We start from the raw sequence: 21623 nt of genomic DNA on the forward strand, positions 1-21623 counted from the left end.
TTAAACTCGCACTGCACGCGACTGGCGATAGGCCCTTGACCAACCGGTTTTCAGGGCTGATGTGGGATACCACAGGGGAGCGTGCCGCACGATGGTGATAAGTCGCTGCGATCAGCCGTTCGCCTGGGCAGCCCTGTGTCAAACCACACCCACAGGCCCAATGTCTTAAAGGACTGCCATGTACGACCGCAACATTCTTGTTGAACAGACCGATCCCGAACTGTGGAAGGCCATCCTGGCCGAAAATGCCCGTCAGGAACACCACATCGAGCTGATTGCCAGCGAAAACTACGCATCCCCCGCCGTCATGGCTGCCCAGGGAAGCCAGCTTACTAATAAGTATGCAGAAGGCTATCCAGGGAAGCGCTACTACGGCGGCTGCGAATTTGTGGACGTTGCCGAGCAACTTGCCATTGACCGCGTGAAGCAGCTGTTTGGCGCAGAAGCGGCCAATGTGCAAGCCCATTGCGGTGCCTCTGCCAATGAAGCCGTATTCCTGGCCTTCCTGAAGCCAGGCGACACCATCATGGGCATGAGCCTGGCCGAAGGTGGCCACCTGACCCACGGAATGCCCCTCAACATGAGTGGCAAATGGTTCAACGTGGTGAGCTATGGACTGGACGCCAAAGAAGCCATTGACTACGACGCCATGGAGCGCAAGGCCCATGAGCACAAGCCCAAGCTGATCGTGGCCGGCGCTTCGGCGTACAGTTTGCACATTGATTTTGAACGTTTTGCCAAGGTGGCCAAAGACATCGGCGCCATTTTCATGGTGGATATGGCCCACTATGCGGGTCTGATTGCCGCTGGCGTCTACCCTAACCCGGTGCCGCACGCCGACATTGTGACCTCCACCACCCACAAGAGTCTGCGTGGCCCCCGTGGCGGCATCATCCTGATGAAGGCTGAGCACGAAAAGGCGATCAACAGCGCGATCTTCCCTGGCTTGCAAGGCGGCCCCCTCATGCACGTGATTGCCGCAAAAGCAGTCGCGTTCAAGGAGGCGCTGGAACCCGGCTTCAAGCAGTACCAGCAGCAGGTATTGAAGAATGCCCAGATCGTGGCCGAAACCCTGACGCAACGCGGTCTTCGGATTGTGAGCGGCGGCACCCAAAGCCACGTCATGCTGGTTGACTTGCGGTCCAAAGGCATCACCGGCAAGGAAGCTGAAGCCGTTTTGGGCAGCGCTCACATGACCATCAACAAGAACGCCATCCCCAACGACCCGGAGAAACCCATGGTCACCAGCGGCGTGCGTATAGGCACACCAGCCATGACCACGCGCGGCTTCAAGGACGAAGAAGCGCGCTTGACTGCCAATCTGGTTGCGGACGTGCTGGACAATCCACGCGACGCAGCCAACATCGAAGCCGTTCGAGCCAAGGTGCACGCCCTGACCCAGCGGTTCCCGGTCTACAAATAAGTCGAGTGACCTGAACATGAAGTGCCCCTTCTGCGGAAATTCCGAAACCCAGGTCGTGGAGACCCGGATTGCCGAAGATGGGGACTTCATTCGTCGTCGCAGGCAATGCGGCTCCTGCGAGAAGCGCTTTACCACTTACGAGCGCCCGGACGTCAACTTCCCGTCCATCGTCAAGAAGGATGGACGACGCATCGAATTTGAGCGAGCCAAGCTCCAGGCCTCCATGAACCTGGCGCTACGCAAACGGCCGGTCAGCACAGAACAGGTGGACGCGGCGATCGAAAGGATCGAGGAAAAGCTGCTGAATCTGGGATTGCGTGAGGTGCAATCCACCCGCATTGGTGAACTGGTGATGCGCGAGCTCAAAAAGCTCGACAAGGTTGCTTACGTGCGATTCGCTAGCGTGTACCGCAACTTTGAGGATATTGATGAGTTCAAGACGTTGGTGGATGAGGTGAGCAAGTAGTTAGCTGGCACAAATTCCGCTGTAGGATTTATACACACGATATGTACCTCTCTTATTGACTGCAATGCAAAAAATTGGCACTGAGCTCGAGTCTCGAGTGGAAATAGTGAACGTGCCTGCCTGAAATCCGCCTTTAGGCAAAATGGCCTCGCCCGAAAAAGTGTAAGAGACATCTTTCGAAATTGGGGTGTTCCCGGAAAGCAGCAATTTTCCGGATATCGCTGCTTCCCGAAACAAGACTGTCTCTCCACCGTCGACTAGACGGCTATTGTTGATGTCGTGGAAAACAATCCACCCCTGCGACCAGTCTCCAGTAGTTTTGCACTGGAACCCATCATTGGATTTGCACATCACGACATGCCCGTTCCTGCGGATTGCTTCGATACGGGACAGACGCAAACCATCGCATACAGCCAATGACACGGAGCGAAGACGCCATTCGCTCACCAGATTACTCATTCCTGAAGCACAAAGCGCCACTGTCGCAGTCAAAATAGCGACTACTAGCAGCATTTCAATTGGTGAACTTCCAATTTGCAACCCAACTTTTCGCATGCACACCATTTCCCGCTCCATTAGGAGCGCTCAATAAATTAGGAAGAGGGAAATTGCAGCGCGGCAGAAAGCTGCTTGAAGTTGGAAATGCCTGTAGCCGTTGAATCAGGCGCAGGGATTCTAACGCCTCACAATCGACGCCCGCAACTCGTTGCCCTGGATGCTACCGCCCGTACTCTTTTGGCGACCACTTGTCAATCAGACACGCACGTGTCAATTCTTTCATTTAGCATGCAACGCAGTAGCCCAAACTAACCCCTGGGACATTGGGTATTTTTTGTAATTCAGATATCCCTACGGAACTCAATTTATGCAAATTAGAAATACTGCTCACGGCCTGCCCGTTGAGCGCGGATTTACCCTTATTGAGTTAATGATTACTGTTGCGATTGTGGGAATTTTGGCCTCCATTGCCTTACCTTCCTACAGTAATTATGTGATTCGCGGAAAGATTCCTGATGCTACTTCAACGTTGGCCGTCAAGCGAGTCAAGCTCGAACAGTATTACCAAGATAACAAAACCTATGCTGGTGCCCCGGATTGCAATTCCGACACCACAACCAGCAAATATTTTAATTTTGATTGTTCCGTCGCGGCCACGGCCTCTGTTTATACGCTGCGGGCGCAAGGGCAAGGCTCGATGGCGGGATTTACTTATACATTGGATCAAACCAATGCGAAGACTACAACCATCGCATCGCCGGCGCCTTCTGCTTGGCGAACCAGCTCCACCCAGGCTTGCTGGCTAACTAACACGGGGGGTACGTGTTAATTTCCAGACAAAGAGGTGTCAGCCTCATCGAAACCATGATGGCAGTGGTCATCATGGTTGTGTTGGTGGTTATGGGACTACCTAGCTTCTCAGCATTTTTGCAGAATCGAAAGGTTCGCAATGCGACAGAAGCAATTCACAACGGATTGAGTCTTGCAAAAGCCGAGGCTGTGAGACGTAACACAATCGTTGCTTTCAACTTATCGGCAAACCGTAGCTGGAGTCTGACTTGCACAAATTGCGCGGACACATTGCCATCCATGCCGGCAACGGAAATTCCAGCTGAAATTGCAATTTCCACCAGTGCAACCCCTTTAGTATTGAATTTCAATGGCTTCGGCAAGGTTACTTCGCTATCCGATGGAAGTACTTCGGTAATTAATATTTCAAATAGCAATGGCACATGTGAAAAAGATGGCGGCTCAATTCGCTGCCTGCGCATCATTGTGGCACCGGGAGGGCAAATTCGAAGCTGTGATCCGCGTTTAACTGACACAAACCCAAGCAGTCCGCAGGCATGCTGATCTGACGATGAATATGAAAGAAGCACAACACTCTCAAAGCGGCATGATGCTCATTGAGGCTCTTATTGCCATTCTTCTGTTTGCCGTTGGCATTCTCGGCATAGTGGGTCTCCAAGGTACTGCCGTGAAGCAAGTGACGGAAGCGAGATTCCGTTCAGAGGCATCGATGCTTGCCAATCAATTGCTCGGACAAATGTGGATGAGTGACCGACAGTCAACATCGCTTTTTAATAACTTTACTGCAGGCGGAGCAGTCCACGACAAATACGATGCTTGGAAGGCACTAGTTACATCCACGCTGCCTACGCCCCAAGATCCCACGGTGTCTGTAAACAATACGGCAAACGATCCAGGGGAAGGAACCGTCACCATCACATTGTTTTGGCGTTCGCCAAGTGATCCTAGTGACACAAATGATCCCCATTACGTTGCGCCACATCGATATGTAGCGATTGCGCAGATTAAACCATAGGGGATATTGAATTGACTCACCGTATATTCAAGAACCGTTCCCACGTGGCAGGATTCAGCATGATTGAAATCCTGGTGGGCTTAGTCATTGGTATGATTGCCAGCCTGGTCGTGCTTCAAGTATTTACCTATTCAGAAGCACGGAATCGAAATGCATCGGGTGGAGCTAACGCACAAAGCACGGGCGCTATTACGCTCTATCAATTGCAAACCAACGTCCAGCGAGCTGGATATGGATTGAGCTCAGTCGCGCTATTGAATTGCGGCGTAACGTGGAATGTTGCAGACAATAGTGCAATCAGCAAGTCGGTCCGTTTGGCACCGGTATCAGTGAATCCTGTCAGCACTGATGGCACATCTTTAATACCGGCGGGTGATGCCAATACTGACATTATCATGGTGATGTATGGTAACGGCAACAGTCTTTCGCAAGGCAGTGAAATTGATCCCAGTGGATCCAGTGGATCGGTTTACAAGTTAAAGAGTACAACAACCGTATTTTCTGTTGGAGATCGAGTCATCGCCACGCTTGGCACCACTGCTGATTCTTGTGGTTCCGCTGTTTTACCCATTACTCAAGTTACTTCCGTCAGTTCAACCGACGGTACTGTTTCAGCCTCTTCGGGGGGAGCCGGCGTAACACTTTTCAACCTTGGTCCCGGACCAAGTGGAGTCAATGCCACCCCCACTCCTACCATGCCTACAAATGGTCCGACCGTGCTTGTATATGCCGTAAGAAATAAGAGCCTCACTGTATGTGATTTCAATGTGAACGATTGCAGTCTGAATAGCAAATCTGGATTGAGTTCCGTATGGATTCCGATAGCAGAAAATGTTGTTAGCATGCGCGCAGTATATTGGAAGGACAACAGTGGTGCATTATGGGATGGCAGTGTCGTAACCAATGATCAAACCCAACCTATCGACTCATGTGGTTGGGCCAGAATTTGGGGACTGAATATCATGCTAGTCACCCGAAGTGACGAGCGCGACAAAAATATAGTGACTGTTGCCAACAACAGTGCCATTGTTTCAAATACGTCAGCATTAGCATCAATATCAGATGGCCCAGCAATGGCTCCATCCTGGGATGTGAATCATGATGTAACACACAATTCCTTTGACTTGGCGCAACCGATTGTATTAGGCACAGACGATGCAACTGATCAGGAGTGGCGTCACTACAGATATAGGGCTTTCCAGACTTTGATACCCGTTAGAAATTCGGTGTGGCTAGTACCGCAATTGAGACCCCCAATTGCATCTTCAACTTTGTGCTCGTAAGAAGTTACCGGAAATTGCCAAATGCGAAGCTCAATTAAAAAAACTGAGGAGGGAGTGGTACTTATCATCGCCTTGATTGTGCTAGTGGCCATGACATTGGCTGCACTGGCAATCATACGGTCGGTGGACACCAATAATTTGATTGCCGGCAACTTGGCGTTTCAGCAAGCCGCAACGCACTCTGCTGATTTGGGAATTGAGTCGGCTACGACATGGCTTAATAGCGCAACGGATACGACCCTAGCGGTGGACGTAAATACTGAAGGATACGTCGCCAACGGAAGTGATCCTTTATTTTCACCTGATGCTACAAACGACAAACTATCTTGGGATAACTACTGGAATCGCTACATTAAGGTCAATCGTAGCGTGAAGACGCTGACAACCGATGCCTCTGGGAACACCGTGTCCTACATCATTGACAGGCTATGCCCGGCCGCAGGCTCCACCGATAAAATGACCTGCGTCATTTCACCAACCGCTGCGAGTTTGGCCAACTCCGGTGGCAGTGCATCTGCTGGTTCAACCCAGCCCAATCCACCACATCCCTTTTGCTACCGGATTACTGTCCGAGTAGATGGTCCACACAGTACGGTTAGTTATGTGCAATCCATTGTGTACAAATGAGAAGGAGTTGCATCATGTCCTTTAATATATCTCCAACGATTATCAGATGTTTGGCGACGACTTTATTGTTATCTGCAATAGGTCAAACTGAAGCAACCGACCTTTCCAGTACGCCACTGAGTACCTATGCAGTGACCTCGGCAAATGATGTAAAACCGAACGTACTTTTTTTGCTGGATGACTCTGGCAGTATGAGTTGGGATTTCATGCCGGATTGGGCCTGTGCGTCGCAGTCCACGACCAATTCATCTTGCGGCAGTACGGGACAGGATCCGAGTTCCACACGTTACGAATATATGTTCCGTAATGCTGCCTACAACGGTGTTTATTACAACCCTGCCGTGCGCTACGTCCCGCCAATTGCGGTGGGCTCCACAGGTGCCACCAATTCGACAACTTACCTCAATATGACCGGTGTCAGTACAAGTACAGGCGCCGACTCGAATGGAAGCACCAGCAATCCCAACTGGAATGCGGTCAAGAATGATGCCTATGGCGTACAAAGTACGTCAACCAGCAACATCACCCCTACATCGACCAGTCAGCGGTATTTTTTCACGACCATCGCAGGTGAATACTGCGACTCCAGTAGTTTAAAGAACTGCACCACTTCCAGCACACCGACAGGCACCTACACATTTCCGGCACCAGTGCGCTGGTGTGACAGCAACGGTGCCAATTGCCAAGCAGCATTTTCAAGCACCCATGCTTATGTGAGAGCGCCAGCGCCGAGAACAAGCACAATTGCCATTAACTCTGTCGCAAGTGGTACCACAGTTTCTTCCATCTCATTTGTCGTCGGCAGCAATACCTATCAAATTCTGAATAGCACCGTCACATCGACAGGTACAAATACCAGTACATTTGCGGCCCAAATTGCTGCGGCAATCAATGCATGTAACGGCAGTCTTCCGTCCTCTACTGCTTGTAATGTTTCAGGCTTTGCCGCAACGGTTTCGTCGAATGTCATCACAATTACTGCTGGGCCGGTTGCCACTTCGAGTTTGAGCACTTCCTTGGGTACTCCCACTATTTCCAACTCCGGCACCTTCACATCGACTCAGACCGCTTTCACCACCACAACGGTACCGGGCTTCACCATAATGACTGTCATCGTTCCTAGTACTACAGCGTTATATCCCTATCCGGGAGGAACGGTGAAGTACGCAACACGATCAGACTGCGCCGCCAGCACATGCACTGGCAACGAAGAAATGACCAACTATGCGAATTGGTGGACCTACTATCGCACCCGCATGCAGATGATGAAGACGGCGGCCAGCAATGCATTTGCTTCTATAGATACAAATTCTGATATTGCTGCAGGCAAGTCACGTTATCGCGTTGGCTACATGACAATTAACAATAACGCAAATACGGATTTTGTCAATCTTGGCGAATTTACCGGAACTCAGAAGTTCACGTGGTACAGCCAATTACTAAAAGCCAAGCCAAGTAATTCCACGCCGTTGCGAGCCAGATTGTCGGATGCTGGTCGTTTATATGGTGGGAAACTCAATGGAACCACGTACAACGGCGTGGTAGTTTCTGATCCATTGCAATACTATTGCCAGCGCAACTATACGATTCTGTCAACCGATGGATTCTGGAACGGCGGAGCAGGCTACAAATTGGATGGCAGCACAGCCGTCGGCAATCAGGACATTGGTTTACCGGCCCCGTATGGTGATGGCGGCACTTCTACCTTGCAAGCAAGGACCAGCAAGCTGCAAGTCTCTACTGCGCCCTTGATCAATCAGTATCGAAACACTTATTTGCAGACCCGATCCCAGGTTTTTGCCACTGCCCCCTCTATTCTAAAAAGGACATCCACCAACAGCGGCGGCTCATGGACAGCATGGGGTAACGCTTCCAGTTGTGTTTCGGTTGGCACTGGAAGCAATCGTACACAATGTCAATTTCCTTATTCCAATTCCACGGATAGTGGAGCAACTTGGACTGCCTGGGCCTATTACGCCGTAGACGCGCAATGCACTCCTGATACGACAGGTCGCACCCGTACAGCCTGTTCGGGTACCGTTTTTACTGGCTATACAGCTTGGGTCAATGCCACAGGCACATGCACGGTCGGAGGAACCACAGAATGTCGGTACTATCAACCAACCACCAGCTTTACCAACACAACCAATAACGCCGCATGCACTCCCGTTACGGCCTCACCTTCATCGCCTTACACCGTATTGGTTGCAACGGAGTGTCAGCAGGTAATCGGTTCATTTAGTGCCTATGTGGACGCGACTGCTACGTGTACCACGAGTTCGACGACCCGCTGCCAATACACATCTTGGTCCAGTTGGGGTAACGTTAGCTCCTGTACGAACGCTTCACAAAGCGCGAATTCACCCTACACTCAGTTACTGGCTACACAATGCCAGACTGTTATCGCCAACGGCACGTCAGATACCCTGGCAGACGTGGCACAGTATTACTATAGTACAGACCTTCGCACCGCCACTCCCAATTCCACCGCCGATACCACCGGAACGTGCACATCTTCCACCGGCTACGATTTGTGCAATAACAGTGTCCCAAAGGGAGGAGACCGTGACACGGCAACTTGGCAACACATGACTACATTTACACTGGGTCTGGGATCGCAAGGGCAAATGATTTATGCGCCTACCAACTCGCAGACCAATGATTACTGGAGTGATACTTCAGGAGATTTCAAATCAATCCTGATTGGAGCGACTGCCAATACTTCTACCGGCGTTTGCTCGTGGCAAAGCTCAGGCCAATGTTATTGGCCCATTCCCTCTGCTGACTCCAACGCCAATATCGATGACTTGTGGCATGCCGCAGTAAACGGCAGAGGAACCTACTTCAGTGCGAAGGATCCCACTTCGTTGTCGACAGGTCTGGCGACCACTTTGGGTAATATTCCAGCACAGCCGCGTGACGGAACTTCTGCCGCGGCAGCCAGCAGCAACCCGAATGTTACGACTACAGATAATTTTGTTTTCAGTTCATCCTACAAGTCCATGCTCTGGACAGGCGAGTTAACTCGCAAAGTGATTGCGTCAGACGGCAGCTTATCCAGTCCAAACTGGTACGCCAGCAGACTACTTGATTGCTCCACAACAGTGTGGACAGCCCAAACCACGTACTATACAAATAGCGCGTTCCGCTACACCGACTCCAGTGGAACAAAATGCTACTATGTCAAATCCAGTGTTGTGTCCTATACTTCTGGCGACTCATTCGACGCCAACAGCAATGAGACCAACAATACTCTAGTCGTTAATGTTGACGAGGCAGCAACATCACTAATCCCCGCAACCCCCAATACATCTCGCACAATCAAGACAAATATTTCTGGCACCTTGGTGGATTTTGTGGATTCGAATGCCAGTTTGCTTAGTACATTTTCCACCAGTAATTGGAAACCATACCTGTCTCAATTCTGCTCTACGGGAACTGGCTGTGTGAGCAACCCGTCCGGTGCCACAGCGCAAATGCTGATCAACTATATCCGGGGTGATAGAACAAATGAAGGCACATACTATCGCAGTCGTGTTAATATTTTGGGTGACATCGTGTCTTCAGAAGCGCGCTATGTAAAGGTGCCATTGCAAAACTATACCGATACAAGCTTCAATGTTTTCAAGACTGCAATGGCCAGTCGAACAGGTATGGTTTATGTTGGAGCAAATGACGGAATGTTGCATGCATTTAATGCAACGACAGGCAAGGAGGCTTGGGCCTATATTCCATCAAGGGTCGTCCCCAACCTCTATAAATTGGCTGACATGACATATTCCAATAACCATCAATACTTTGTGGACGGCACTCCGACCATCAGTGATGTATATGGCCCTTGTCGAAGTGGCGTAACGGGTTGCATTGATAATGAATGGCGAACTATTCTTATTGGTGGACTCAATGGCGGTGGCAAAGGGTATTACGCGTTGGATGTGACGGATCCCGCCAACCCTATATTTTTGTGGGAATTTACCGACACAAATATGGGATATACCTATGGAAACCCCAAAATAACCAAACTCAAGAATGGCAAATGGGTGGTGCTGCTGTCTTCCGGTTACAACACCGCTGATGGCAAGTCTCATCTCTATATTCGCAATGTTATAGATGGCACAACGACCGGCCTGGGCGCAAGTCAGATAGACACCGGCGTCACCGGAGAGATGGGGCGAATTGATTCACGTGCGCTGTATCCCGATACAGACAACACCAGCGTTGCAGCCTACGGTGGAGACACCGCCGGAAATTTGTGGCGGTTCGATATCAATGGAGACATTGGTGCCTCGGGCTACGATGCGCAGAAGCTTGTTAGTTTCAAGGATGCAAATGGAAAGGCTCAACCTATTACTGCAAAGCCTGACATGGCAACCGTAAATGGAAAGACCATGGTTTACGTTGGCACCGGAAGATATTTAGGTATTAGCGACATTACCAATACTGACTACCAGACGTTCTACGGAGTAGTTGACCGTAGCGATACCAATACACTCACGTCTCCAAGGGACACGGGCAGCAAATTTGTCAGACAGGTACTGACTGCGGGATTGTGTCCAGCAAATACGCCCGCTTCCATTTGTGTGCCCAATGACCAAGTCAAAACCAGCACATCCAATACAGTGGACTGGGCAACAAACGACGGCTGGTATGTAGACTTCCTTACTGCCGGAGAACGCTCGGCAACGGATGCGACGCTGGTCCTGGGCACAGTTCTTTTTACCACCATCACGCCAACTCTCCCCTCCGCTGACCCTTGCCTGAACAGCACCGCAGGTGGAGACAGTTACCTTTATGCACTGAATTATGTAAATGGCGGTGCAGTAAATGGATCAAACGGTGTAGTTGGAACAAACCTTGGCGCCATCATTGCCACTCGACCGGTTCCTATTGAATTGCAAAATGGATCTATCGTTGCCATCACTCAAGGAACTGCCGCGCTGGGTAGCCCAGTGTCAACGATAACCAGTAAGCCCCCCATTTATCTCAGCGGCGCGGGAGTTCGGCGGGTTTCCTGGCGCGAGCTAACGAGCCAATAGAGTTGGAAATAGGCAGTGATCCATCCATATGTCACTTGTCGGCATTCCCACGTCACCCAGATTGAAGCAAGGAGCGTTGCTGCGCGGTAAGGGCGAATGGCTGGCCGCCGTGATAATTTCGGTGGCCGCTCACAGCGTTGTGTTGCTGATCTGGAGTGATTCCAATCCCTTGGGCAGCAAATATGTGAATGCCAGTGCCTCCATGGTCTCAATGCGCCTGATAAGTTCAGACCTACCGCCTTCACCTGACATCGCCACTTCCTCGCTCACACAAAAAGAAGTGCAAGCAATCGTGCAAAAGGAGATGGAACAATCAGCCCCTCCCATTTCGCACCCAAGCGAAGTGAGCACGATACCTTCGGGAGACTCCGTGTCTGGCCCATACTACTTCCCTGTGGAGCAGCTTACCTCCAAGCCTGCATTTCTGGACGACAGTGGCGCCCCCCCCGCCACCTTCATACCAGATGTAATGCCGTTGCCGGTAATGGTCCGCATTTTCATCAACGAAAATGGCAAAGTGGATCGGGTGGTACTGAGCGATAATTTTCTGTCGGAAATTGCTCGCAAGCTAATAGTTGACTCCTTCACTGCGATGCGCTTTAGCCCCGGCATTTTGGGGACTTTGGCAGTCAAGTCCCTGTTGGAATTTGAAGTGAAGCTTGACCCCACCCTACCCTCGCAATAGCCGATCCAAATCCAAAAATTGAAATGCCGCTTGCCAGTCCACAACTCACAACAGCACTTGCACTTGCGGCTGAAGCGATGCAACTCTCCGACCCCAACCCCAGAGTCGGCTGCATCATCATGACTCCCGACGGTGCGCTTCTCGGCCAAGGCCACACCCAGCAAACCGGTGGCCAGCACGCCGAGGTCATGGCCCTGCGCGATGCCGCGGCCAAGGGCCACTCGGTCGTTGGCGCCGCAGCCTACGTCACCCTGGAGCCCTGCTCACACCATGGCCGCACCGGCCCGTGCTGTGACGCGCTCATCGCTGCAGGTATCAAGAAGGTCATTGCAACCAATACCGACCCCAACCCGCTTGTCGCGGGGCAAGGCTTTGCCCGCCTGCGCGCCGCGGACGTGGAGGTGGAAGTATTGGCTCCCGACCACCCTTTGGCGATTGAAGCGCGGGAACTCAACATTGGATTTTTCAGCCGCATGGTGCGCAAGATGCCCTGGGTGCGCATGAAAGTTGCCGCTTCGCTGGATGGCAAGACCGCCCTTCCCAACGGAGTGAGCCAATGGATTACCTCCACAGAGGCACGCACTGACGGCCATGCCTGGCGCGCCCGCGCCAGTGCGGTATTGACTGGCATAGGAACCGTGCTACAGGACAAGCCGCGGTTGGATGTACGTCTTGTGGAAACCCCAAGACAACCGCATCTGGTGGTGGTGGATAGCAAGCTCGAGACACCACTGGATTCCCCCATCTTCGTTGCGGGGCGCAAGCTGTTTATCTATGCCGCGCAGGAAGATGCAGAAAAGGCATGTGCACTGGAATCGCAAGGGGCCACCGTTCTGTACCAGCCTGGACACAACGTGGATGGCAGCCCCACCGGCAAGGTGGATCTGGCTGCCATGTTGCGGGATCTGGGAACCCGGGAAATCAATGAACTGCACGTAGAAGCAGGCCACAAACTCAACGGGTCATTGGTGCGCGAAGGTCTTATCGACGAATTTCTAGTCTATCTGGCACCCAAACTGATGGGACAGGGGGCAGATATGGCGCAATTCGGCCCCCTTTCCGAACTTTCGCAGGCTTTGCCACTCACCTTCCTGTCCACGGCAATGGTCGGCCCGGACCTGCGCATCCTGGCACGGGTAACAGGTCGCGACAATTTTTAATTTGCGGGATTACAAGCCAGACACGGATCAAGCCCCAATCCCTGCGAAAATGCGGGGATGTTTACCGGAATCATTACCGGCGTGGGGCGCATCGCCGCCGCTCACGCTTTAGGCAGCTCTTCCACGCACGGCAAGCGCCTAACCATCACCTGCCCTGCGGACTACCTGGAAGACGTGAGCCTGGGAGACAGCATTGCGCTCAACGGCGCCTGCATGACGGTCACAACTCTGGACGCCCCTGCCCATCAGTTCACCGTGGACATTTCAGCCGAATCCCTGGCCAAGACCGCCGGACTGGACCGCGAAGGCCCGATCAATCTGGAAAAGGCCTTGCGCGCCAATGATCGCCTGGGTGGCCACCTGGTATCAGGCCATGTGGATGGCATAGGCACCGTAACCCGTTTTGCCCAAGTTGGCGAAAGCTGGGAATTGCGTGTACTGACCCCCGTTGCATTGGGCAAATTCCTGGCGTACAAGGGCTCCATCGTCATCAACGGTGTCAGCCTCACAGTCAACCAGGTTGCCGATCTGGCACAGGGTTGCGAGGTCAGCATCAACCTGATTCCCCATACCGTTGAAAACACGGCTCTGTCAGCCCTTCGGGAAGGCAGCCAGGTCAACCTGGAAATTGACCTGATCGCACGCTACGTGGAGCGCATGCTGACGGCACCAGCTCAAGCTGTGCCCTCGGCACCCGTTTAATCATCCATTTTCCTTCTCCCCATGAGCACTTACGCCCCCGTACCCATTTCCCCCATTGAAGACATCGTGGCCGACATGCGCGCCGGCAAGATCGTCATCCTGGTGGACGAGGAAGACCGCGAAAACGAAGGCGACCTGATTCTGGCGGCTGACCATGTGTCGGCTGACGGCATCAATTTCATGGCCCGCTATGGCCGTGGTCTGATCTGCCTCACCCTCACCCGCGAGCGCTGCGAGCGCCTGCAGCTGCCCCCCATGACCGCCCGCAACGGCGACAAGAAGGGCACTGCGTTTACCGCGTCCATCGAAGCGGCCGAAGGTGTCACCACTGGCATCTCTGCCGCAGACCGCGCGCGTACCGTGCAAGCCGCGGTGGCCAAGAATGCCGTCCCTGCTGACCTGGTGCAGCCCGGTCACATCTTCCCCCTGCAAGCGGTGGACGGCGGCGTTCTCATGCGCGCCGGTCATACGGAAGCCGGCTGTGACCTGGCCGCCATGGCGGGCTGCAGCCCCGCTGCGGTCATTTGCGAAGTCATGAACGACGACGGCACCATGGCTCGTCTGCCTGACCTGCAGCTGTTTGCCGCAGAGCACGGCCTGAAGATCGGCACCATTGCCGACCTGATTGCCCACCGCAGCCGCGTGGAGTCCTTGATCGAACAGGTTGGAACCCGCACCATCCACACAGCGTCTGGCGACTTTGCTGCCCATGCGTTCAGGGACAGCACTGGCAGCGGCATCCACCTGGCCCTGGTCAAGGGCGAGTGGAGTGCAAATGACACGGTGGACGTGCGCGTGCACGAACCGCTTTCGGTGCTGGACGCACTGGAAGTGGGCCGCACCATGCACACCTGGAGCCTGGAGTCCACCCTCGCCCATATCGCCCAGCAGGGCAAGGGCGTGGTGGTCCTGCTCAACTGTGGCGAAAGCGCCGAGCAGCTGCTGGCCCAGTTTGAGGGCTCTGCACGTGCTGCCCATGGCCCCGAGCGTGGCCGCATGGATTTGCGCAGTTACGGCATAGGCGCACAGGTGCTACGCCAGTGCGGTGTGCACAAGATGCGCCTCATGGGCAGCCCGCGCCGCATGCCCAGCATGGCCGGCTATGGCCTGGAAATCACCGGCTACATCAGCAAGTAAATCAATTCTTCAAGGGAACTCTTTATGTTTGGCGCAGACAAAGGCAACGTAGCCGCAAGCGACAGCCGCATGAACGGCAAGAAACTGACCATCGGCATCGTGCAGGCGCGCTTCAACGCCAACATCACCGATGCCCTGGCACAGGCCTGCAAGGCGGAGTTGCTGGCACTGGGTGTGGCCGAGAAACACATCACCCATATCACCGTACCGGGCGCACTGGAAGTGGCCGTGGCCTTGCAGGCGATGGCGGAAAAATCGCAGTTCGATGCGTTGATTGCCCTGGGCTGCATCATCCGTGGGGAAACCTACCATTTCGAGCTGGTTGCCAATGAATCCGGTGCCGCTGTCACGCGCATTGGTCTGGACTACCAACTCCCCATTGCCAACGCCATCCTGACCACGGAAAACCTGGAGCAGGCCGTGGCCCGCCAGGAAGAAAAAGGCCGTGACGCGGCCCGTGTGGCCGTGGAAATGGCCAATCTGCTGGAGTCCATCTGATGAGTGATTTCAACCACCCCAGCGCCCCTGCCCGACCGCCCCGCCAATCACGCACCGGCGTGACCAGCACCGGCGCGCGCAAGGCTGGCAGCAAATCCAACCGCAGCCGCGCCCGCGAATTCGCACTGCAGGGCCTATACCAAAGCCTGGTGGGCCGCAACCCGGTGGACGATGTGGATGCCTTCACCCGTGACCTGGCCGGTTTCAACAAAGCCGACGCCGCGCATTTCGACGCACTACTGCATGGCTGCAACGAGCAAGCCGAACAGTTGGACGCACTGATCACGCCCTTGCTGGATCGCCCGTTTGCCGAAATTTCGCCCATTGAGCACGCCGTCATGTGGATTGGTGTCTATGAGATGCAGCATTGCCTGGACGTGCCCTGGCGCGTGGTGATCAACGAGTGCATCGAGCTGGCCAAGGAATTTGGTGGCACCGATGGCCACAAATACGTGAACGCCGTGCTCAACGGCTTGGCTCCGCAATTGCGTGCGGCCGAAGTCGAAGCCGACCGCGCCAAGAAACCTCGCTAAACCAGCACCGATGCAGATTTCCGAGCGCGCACGAAACATAGAGCCGTTTTACGTGCTGGAAGTGGCCAAGGCGGCGGCCGAGTTGGGCGCCACCGTGGCCCACACCGATTCGCCCATGGTATTTCTGAACATTGGCGAGCCCGACTTCACCGCCCCCGCATTGGTACAGGAAGCAGCAGCACGTGCCGTGCGTGACGGCCTGACACAGTACACCCCGGCGCTTGGGCTGATGCCTCTGCGTGAACGTATTTCCGACTGGTATGCCACGCGATTTGGCGCCAAAGTGCCGGCCAGCCGCATTGTGGTGACGGCTGGTGCGTCCGCAGCGCTGCACCTGGCCTGCATGGCGTTGATCGACGCGGGTGATGAAATCCTCATGCCCGACCCCAGTTACCCTTGCAACCGGCATTTCGTGACCGCGGCACAAGGCCAGGCGACACTGATCCCCACCACGGCTGCCGAGCGCTTCCAGCTCAGCGCTGACAAAGTGCAAGCCGCGTGGACTCAGCGCACGCGCGGTGTATTGCTGGCATCGCCCTCCAACCCCACCGGCACCTCGATTCATCCCGACGAGCTGCGTCGCATCCACCAAGTAGTGCAGGCGCGCGGCGGCATCACCCTGGTGGACGAAATCTATCTGGCCCTGAGTTTTGATGCGCAGTTCGGCCAGACCGCCCTGCACATTGACGACTCCATCATCAGCATCAACAGCTTCAGCAAGTACTTCAACATGACCGGCTGGCGCCTGGGCTGGATGGTGGTGCCCGACAAGCTGGTGTCGGCATTGGAGCGCCTCGCGCAGAACCTGTTCATCTGCCCCAGCGCCATCGCGCAGCATGCCGCGCTGGCCTGCTTTGAAGCCCAAAGCATTGCCACCTTTGAACAAAGGCGCGAAGAGTTCAAGGCCCGGCGCGACTATTTCATTCCCGCACTGAACGCATTGGGTCTGACCGTACCCGTCATGCCAGACGGCGCGTTCTATGCCTGGGCCGATTGTTCGGCCGCGTGCAGCAAACTGGGCGTCAACGGCAGCTGGGATTTTGCGTTGGAAGTCATGAACCGCGCCCATGTGGCAGTGACACCGGGTCGCGATTTTGGACATTTTGAGACTGCTAACTTCATCCGATTTTCGACTGCCAGTTCGCTGGCGCAATTGCAAACCGCGGTGGAGCGCCTGCGCGCCCTCCTCGCCTGACAACCGAAGCCATCCATGAACCAAGACCTCAACATTCTCCATCTGGTGCTCAATGCCAGCATCGTGGTGCAAGCCGTGATGCTGCTGCTGATGCTGGTGTCCATCGCCAGCTGGGCCGCCATCTTCCGCAAGCTGTTTGCGCTCAAGAAGGTCAAGGGCCAGAACGAAGACTTCGAGCGTGAATTCTGGTCCGGCGCCAGCCTCAACGAGCTCTTCAATGCCGCCGTCAAGCGCGCCAGCCACTGCGGTCCCATGGAGCGCATTTTTGCCAGCGGCATGCGTGAATACCAGAAGCTGCGTGAACGCCGCATCACCGATGCCGGCACGCTGATGGACGGAGCACGCCGCGCCATGCGTGCAAGCTTCCAGCGCGAGATGGACGCGGTGGAAAGCAACCTGTCCTTTCTGGCCTCCGTCGGCTCGGTATCGCCCTACGTGGGGTTATTCGGCACGGTGTGGGGCATCATGCATGCGTTCACCGGCCTGGCTTCTTTGCAGCAGGTCACGCTCTCCACGGTTGCACCCGGCATTGCCGAAGCGCTGGCCACCACGGCCATCGGCCTGTTTGCCGCCATTCCAGCGGTGGTGGCCTACAACCGCTTTGCGCGCGACCTGGATCGCATCGCCATCCAGCAGGAGACCTTCATCGAAGAGTTCTCCAACATCCTGCAACGCAATGTGGGTGCGCAGGCTGCGCAACCCACGCAACGCTGAAGAAATCAGGAGCCCAACATGCCAGCCGTTGCCAGCCGAGGTCATGGACGCGGACGCCGCACCATCAACGAAATCAACATGGTGCCCTTCATCGACGTGATGCTGGTGCTGCTCATCATCTTCATGGTGACCGCACCGCTCATCACGCCCAGCCTGATCGACCTGCCCAGTGTGGGCAAGGCCGCACGCCAGCCGGACCAAGTGATCCAGATCACCGTGAGCAAGGATGACGCGCTGGAACTCAAGACCAGCGACCAGACTGCTCCCATTTCCCTCAAGGATCTGGCTGCAGCGGTCAAACGTGCCCAAGGCGGCAAGGACAGCGCGGCAGCGGCCAATTCGGCGGTGGTCATCAGCGCCGACAAGAACGTGAAATACGAAAGCGTGGTCCGTGTGATGGACACACTGCAACGCGCCGGCATCCAGCGTGTGGGCCTGTCGGTGCAGCTCGCCAACTAAGCTCCCCGCCACACCCCATGGAATCCTCCGCTCGTCGCCTGGAATTTGCGCCGCCACCCGCGCCGGGGATGCTGCGTGCGCTGATTCTGGCCATCCTGGCGCATCTGGTGCTTGTAGCGGTTCTCACCGTGGGCGTGCAATGGAAACGCGAAGCGGTTCAGACCCCGGTGGAAGCCGAGTTGTGGTCCGCCATTCCGGTGGAGGCAGCCCCACCTGCACCCGAACCGGTGGCTGAGCCCGAGCCCCCCAAACCGGCACCGCCGGAGGTCAAACCAGAACCCAAGCCCGACCCTGGCCCCACGCCGGCAGAGATCAAGGCCCAGGCCGACATCGCCCTTGCCAAGGAAAAGGAAAAAGCCAAACAGCTCAAGGAGAAGCAGTTGGCATTGGAAAAGGCCGAGCTGGAGAAAAAGAAACTGGCAGAGCTGGAAAAGCAAAAGCAGGCCAAGCTGGAGCAGGAAAAGAAAGACAAAGAGAAGCAGGACAAGCTCAAGAAAGAGCAGGCTGACAAGCTGGCTGCGGACAAGGAAAAAGCGCAACGCAAGCAGGACCAGCAGGCTGAAGCTGCGGCGGCCAAGGCGCGGGCAGACCAGATCAAGCGCTTCGAGCGGCTTGCCGGAGGTGATGGCGGCGGCAGTACGCCGGGCGGTGTTTCAGCAGCACAGTCCAGCGGCCCATCTGCCAGCTATGCCGGCCGCATCCAGGCGCGCATCAAGCCCAACATCACCTATCCGGACAACATCAACGGCAACCCGCGCGTCGAGGTGGAAATTCGCACATCCCCAAGCGGCGATATCCTGAGTGCCCGCATCACCCAATCCAGCGGAGTGAAATCGTGGGATGACGCCATTACCCGTGCAATCGAAAAGACCGGAGTGCTGCCAAGAGATGTGGACGGCCGTATCCCCAATCCCATGTTGATTGGCTTTCGCCCCAAGGACTAGGCATAGCCGCCTATCGGCGGTGAATCACGATGGACGCGTAACCTTCTTGGGGCTTGGCAGGCGCCTTCAAGGACACCCGGTCACACCCATCACAACCACAACCACCCTGCTGCTTGACCGCCTGAAGCAGAGGCTTTTCCAGGAAGCGCGGATGCGGCAGCTTCAGCAGACTGGCAGTGAGGCGACCGCGTGCTGCCTTGGGGCAGAGAGTCCACAGCGCATAGATTGCACTAGCGCCCACCAGCAAACCTGCGATCAAAGACTGCACCATCGCACTAGCCTCCCAATGCCTGCGTGATGCGGAAGGTTGCAAAGGCGGCCACATAGCCCAGCGCAAACAGGTAGCCCGCCATCAGCAGCGGGTATTTCCACGAATTGGTTTCCCTGCGCACCACCGCCAGCGTGGACAAGCATTGCGGTGCAAACACATACCAGGCCAGCAGCGCGTAGGCGGTGGCCAGGGACCAGCCGTGCGCAATCACTGGCGCCAGTGCCTCGGCCACACCACTCTCGGCGGCAGACAGTGAATACACCGTGCCCAGTGCGCCTACAGCCACCTCACGAGCGGCAAGGCCCGGAACCAAGGCAATGGAAATCTGCCAGTTGAAACCAATGGGCGCAAACACCACTTCCAGTGCCTTGCCCAGCATGCCGGCCAGGCTGTATTGGATGGCCGGTCCTTGGGATGCATCCCAACCCGCTGGCGGACCGGGGAAGGTGGAGAAAAACCACAGGATCACCATCAGGGAAAAGATGATGCCGCCCACACGGCTCATGAAGATGCGCGCCCGCTCCCACAACCCCAGCCCCAGATTGCGCAAGCTGGGGCGGCGGTACGGCGGCAACTCCAGCATCAGAGGCTGGTAGTGCGACTTCATCCAAACCCGCTTGAGCAGCCAAGCCACCGCCATGGCACTGACCACGCCGGCAATGTACAAGCCGAACAGGGTCAGCCCGCGCAGATCAAACCAGCCCACCTGGCGCGCTGGGACAAAGGCGCCAATCAGCAAGGCATACACCGGCAGGCGGGCCGAGCAGGTCATCAGCGGCGCCACCATGATGGTGGCCAGGCGGTCACGCCAGTTCGCAATGGTGCGCGTGGCCATGATGCCGGGGATGGCGCAGGCAAAGCTCGACAGCAGCGGAATGAACGCGCGCCCCGAGAGCCCGACCTTGCCCATCAGGTTATCCAGCAAGAAGGCGGCGCGCGGCAGATAGCCGGAATCTTCCAGCAACAGGATGAAGAAAAACAGAATCAGGATCTGCGGAAGGAACACCAACACGCCGCCCACGCCAGCAATCACGCCGTCTACCAGCAGGCTGCGCAGCGGGCCGTCTTCCATATGAGCCGTGGTCCAGTCCCCCACCGCTGCCATCACGTCCTTGATGAGGTCCATGGGCACATTGGCCCAGGAGAACACCGCCTGAAAGATCAGGAACAGGATGGTGGCCAGCAACACTAGCCCCCACACCGGGTGCATCACCACCGCATCCAGCCGGTACTGAAAGCGGCCCATGGCAGGCACTTGTGGCGCCACCAGCGCCAATATGCGGCGTACCTGGGTTTGCAGCTCCACCGAACTCCATGCTGCTGCAGCCCGCGGTTGCTTTGTGGCCTGCGCATCAGGCACCTGCGCCAGTTGGTTGATCTGCACTTCCAATTGCGCCAGCAATGCTGCGTGGCCTTCGTGTTTGACGGCGACAGTCTCCACCACCGGGCAGCCCAACTCAGCGCTGAGGCGCTGCACGTCGATATGCAAACCATGGGCCCGTGCGACGTCCGCCATGTTGAGCGCCACGATCAGCGGTTTGCCCAACTGCTTGAGCTCCAAAACCAGGCGCAGATTCATGCGCAGGTTGGTGGCGTCCACCACCGCCACGATGGCATCGGGTGCGGCTTCGCCAACGCGGCGCCCTTCCACCACTTCCAGCATGACCTGCTCATCGGGCGTGCTGGGCTTGAGGCTGTAGGAGCCTGGAAGATCCACCACCGATATCGTCTTGCCGGACGGCAGCCGGGCAGTGCCGACCTTGCGCTCCACCGTGACGCCGGCATAGTTGGCCACTTTCTGGCGAGCACCTGTCAGCAGATTGAAGAGCGCGGTCTTGCCGCAGTTGGGGTTGCCCACCAGGGCAATCACTTTGGGCGCGGCGGTCAACGTTTGGGACATATCAGGCTAGCGCCTTCACCGAATCAGGCGCCGATACTTCCACGCTGCAGGCTTCCACCAGGCGCAGCGCAAACATTGTCTCGCCCACCTGCACGGCAAGCGGTTCACGGCCACCAGGACCACGACGCAGCATCAGCACCGGCTCACCGGCGATGAAACCTAACTCCTCCAGCCGCTGCACCGTTGCCTGATCCACTTCGCTTGAACCGCTGAAGACACGCTTCACAAGGGCATGGGCACCATTGGGCAATTGGGACAGAAGCATGT

Annotated in this window: 22 protein-coding genes and 1 riboswitch; of the genes, 18 read left to right on the forward strand and 4 right to left on the reverse strand. The window is 55.7% G+C overall.

What is annotated here, in order from left to right; all coding sequences use genetic code 11:
- The first annotated feature begins 7 nt into the window (after window positions 1–7).
- Window positions 8–136, forward strand: a riboswitch (ZMP/ZTP riboswitch).
- Window positions 137–178: 42 nt separating this feature from the next.
- Together glyA and nrdR are read left to right on the forward strand one after the other, a co-directional pair.
- The gene (gene glyA / locus AAGF34_RS22295; protein WP_342617894.1) at window positions 179–1423 is read left to right on the forward strand and encodes a serine hydroxymethyltransferase; all 1245 of its coding nucleotides are present in this window, start codon (window positions 179–181) and stop codon (window positions 1421–1423) included.
- 16 nt (window positions 1424–1439) lie between these two features.
- Window positions 1440–1889, forward strand: a complete 450-nt coding sequence (nrdR, locus tag AAGF34_RS22300; protein WP_342617895.1) for a transcriptional regulator NrdR — start codon at window positions 1440–1442, stop codon at window positions 1887–1889.
- Here the strand turns inward: nrdR and AAGF34_RS22305 are convergent, their stop codons facing one another.
- Window positions 1890–2444 carry a GspH/FimT family pseudopilin gene (locus tag AAGF34_RS22305; protein ID WP_342617896.1) on the reverse strand — a complete coding sequence of 185 codons (555 nt, stop codon included), beginning with the start codon at window positions 2442–2444 and terminating at the stop codon, window positions 1890–1892. It abuts the gene before it with no gap.
- A 310-nt stretch (window positions 2445–2754) separates the two neighbouring features.
- On the opposite strand from AAGF34_RS22305, the gene AAGF34_RS22310 reads away from it, so the two are divergent.
- The 16 genes from AAGF34_RS22310 (at window position 2755) to tolA (ending at window position 19185) form a co-directional block, all read left to right on the forward strand.
- Window positions 2755–3216, forward strand: coding sequence for a type IV pilin protein (locus AAGF34_RS22310; protein WP_342617897.1), 462 nt, complete (start codon window positions 2755–2757; stop codon window positions 3214–3216).
- A complete protein-coding gene (locus AAGF34_RS22315; RefSeq protein ID WP_342617898.1) occupies window positions 3210–3740 on the forward strand; it encodes a GspH/FimT family pseudopilin in 531 nt (176 codons plus the stop codon). Before AAGF34_RS22310 ends, AAGF34_RS22315 begins: the two co-directional genes overlap by 7 nt.
- Window positions 3741–3753: 13 nt before the next feature.
- A complete protein-coding gene (gene pilV, locus AAGF34_RS22320) occupies window positions 3754–4212 on the forward strand; it encodes a type IV pilus modification protein PilV (RefSeq protein ID WP_342617899.1) in 459 nt (152 codons plus the stop codon).
- A 59-nt stretch (window positions 4213–4271) separates the two neighbouring features.
- Window positions 4272–5495 carry a hypothetical protein gene (locus AAGF34_RS22325; protein WP_342617900.1) on the forward strand — a complete coding sequence of 408 codons (1224 nt, stop codon included), beginning with the start codon at window positions 4272–4274 and terminating at the stop codon, window positions 5493–5495.
- A 21-nt stretch (window positions 5496–5516) separates the two neighbouring features.
- Entirely contained in the window at window positions 5517–6122 is a 606-nt protein-coding gene (locus AAGF34_RS22330; protein WP_342617901.1) for a hypothetical protein, read from the forward strand.
- 14 nt (window positions 6123–6136) lie between these two features.
- Window positions 6137–11158 (forward strand): PilC/PilY family type IV pilus protein, encoded by a 5022-nt coding sequence (locus AAGF34_RS22335; RefSeq protein ID WP_342617902.1) that lies wholly within the window; start codon window positions 6137–6139, stop codon window positions 11156–11158.
- 61 nt (window positions 11159–11219) lie between these two features.
- Window positions 11220–11843 (forward strand): hypothetical protein, encoded by a 624-nt coding sequence (locus AAGF34_RS22340; RefSeq protein ID WP_342617903.1) that lies wholly within the window; start codon window positions 11220–11222, stop codon window positions 11841–11843.
- Window positions 11844–11866: 23 nt separating this feature from the next.
- The gene (gene ribD / locus AAGF34_RS22345) at window positions 11867–13003 is read left to right on the forward strand and encodes a bifunctional diaminohydroxyphosphoribosylaminopyrimidine deaminase/5-amino-6-(5-phosphoribosylamino)uracil reductase RibD (protein WP_342617904.1); all 1137 of its coding nucleotides are present in this window, start codon (window positions 11867–11869) and stop codon (window positions 13001–13003) included.
- Window positions 13004–13060: 57 nt separating this feature from the next.
- Complete coding sequence (locus AAGF34_RS22350; RefSeq protein ID WP_342617905.1) at window positions 13061–13705, forward strand: riboflavin synthase; 645 nt, start codon at window positions 13061–13063, stop codon at window positions 13703–13705.
- A gap of 21 nt (window positions 13706–13726) precedes the next feature.
- The gene (gene ribBA / locus AAGF34_RS22355; protein WP_342617906.1) at window positions 13727–14842 is read left to right on the forward strand and encodes a bifunctional 3,4-dihydroxy-2-butanone-4-phosphate synthase/GTP cyclohydrolase II; all 1116 of its coding nucleotides are present in this window, start codon (window positions 13727–13729) and stop codon (window positions 14840–14842) included.
- 24 nt (window positions 14843–14866) lie between these two features.
- Window positions 14867–15340 (forward strand): 6,7-dimethyl-8-ribityllumazine synthase, encoded by a 474-nt coding sequence (ribH, locus tag AAGF34_RS22360; RefSeq protein WP_342617907.1) that lies wholly within the window; start codon window positions 14867–14869, stop codon window positions 15338–15340.
- Complete coding sequence (gene nusB / locus AAGF34_RS22365) at window positions 15340–15873, forward strand: transcription antitermination factor NusB (RefSeq protein WP_342617908.1); 534 nt, start codon at window positions 15340–15342, stop codon at window positions 15871–15873. The genes ribH and nusB overlap by 1 nt, the downstream gene beginning before the upstream one ends.
- Before the next feature lie 10 nt (window positions 15874–15883).
- Window positions 15884–17068 carry a pyridoxal phosphate-dependent aminotransferase gene (locus AAGF34_RS22370; RefSeq protein WP_342617909.1) on the forward strand — a complete coding sequence of 395 codons (1185 nt, stop codon included), beginning with the start codon at window positions 15884–15886 and terminating at the stop codon, window positions 17066–17068.
- Window positions 17069–17083: 15 nt separating this feature from the next.
- Window positions 17084–17782, forward strand: coding sequence for a protein TolQ (tolQ, locus tag AAGF34_RS22375; RefSeq protein WP_342617910.1), 699 nt, complete (start codon window positions 17084–17086; stop codon window positions 17780–17782).
- An 18-nt stretch (window positions 17783–17800) separates the two neighbouring features.
- Complete coding sequence (locus AAGF34_RS22380) at window positions 17801–18241, forward strand: biopolymer transporter ExbD (RefSeq protein ID WP_342617911.1); 441 nt, start codon at window positions 17801–17803, stop codon at window positions 18239–18241.
- A gap of 17 nt (window positions 18242–18258) precedes the next feature.
- Complete coding sequence (gene tolA / locus AAGF34_RS22385) at window positions 18259–19185, forward strand: cell envelope integrity protein TolA (protein WP_342617912.1); 927 nt, start codon at window positions 18259–18261, stop codon at window positions 19183–19185.
- A gap of 10 nt (window positions 19186–19195) precedes the next feature.
- Here tolA and AAGF34_RS22390 read toward each other — a convergent pair whose 3' ends face one another.
- Genes AAGF34_RS22390 through AAGF34_RS22400 form a run of 3 tightly spaced genes read right to left on the reverse strand, consistent with a single transcriptional unit; the run spans window position 19196 to window position 21621 of the window.
- Window positions 19196–19456 (reverse strand): hypothetical protein, encoded by a 261-nt coding sequence (locus AAGF34_RS22390; RefSeq protein ID WP_342617913.1) that lies wholly within the window; start codon window positions 19454–19456, stop codon window positions 19196–19198.
- 4 nt (window positions 19457–19460) lie between these two features.
- Window positions 19461–21356: a ferrous iron transporter B gene (locus AAGF34_RS22395; RefSeq protein WP_342617914.1), complete on the reverse strand. Its 1896-nt coding sequence runs from the start codon at window positions 21354–21356 to the stop codon at window positions 19461–19463.
- A 1-nt stretch (window position 21357) separates the two neighbouring features.
- Window positions 21358–21621, reverse strand: a complete 264-nt coding sequence (locus AAGF34_RS22400) for a FeoA family protein (protein WP_342617915.1) — start codon at window positions 21619–21621, stop codon at window positions 21358–21360.
- Between the last annotated feature and the right edge of the window lie 2 nt (window positions 21622–21623).

This window comes from Rhodoferax sp. GW822-FHT02A01 (assembly GCF_038784515.1).
In the GTDB taxonomy this organism is placed as follows: Bacteria; Pseudomonadota; Gammaproteobacteria; order Burkholderiales; family Burkholderiaceae_C; genus Allorhodoferax.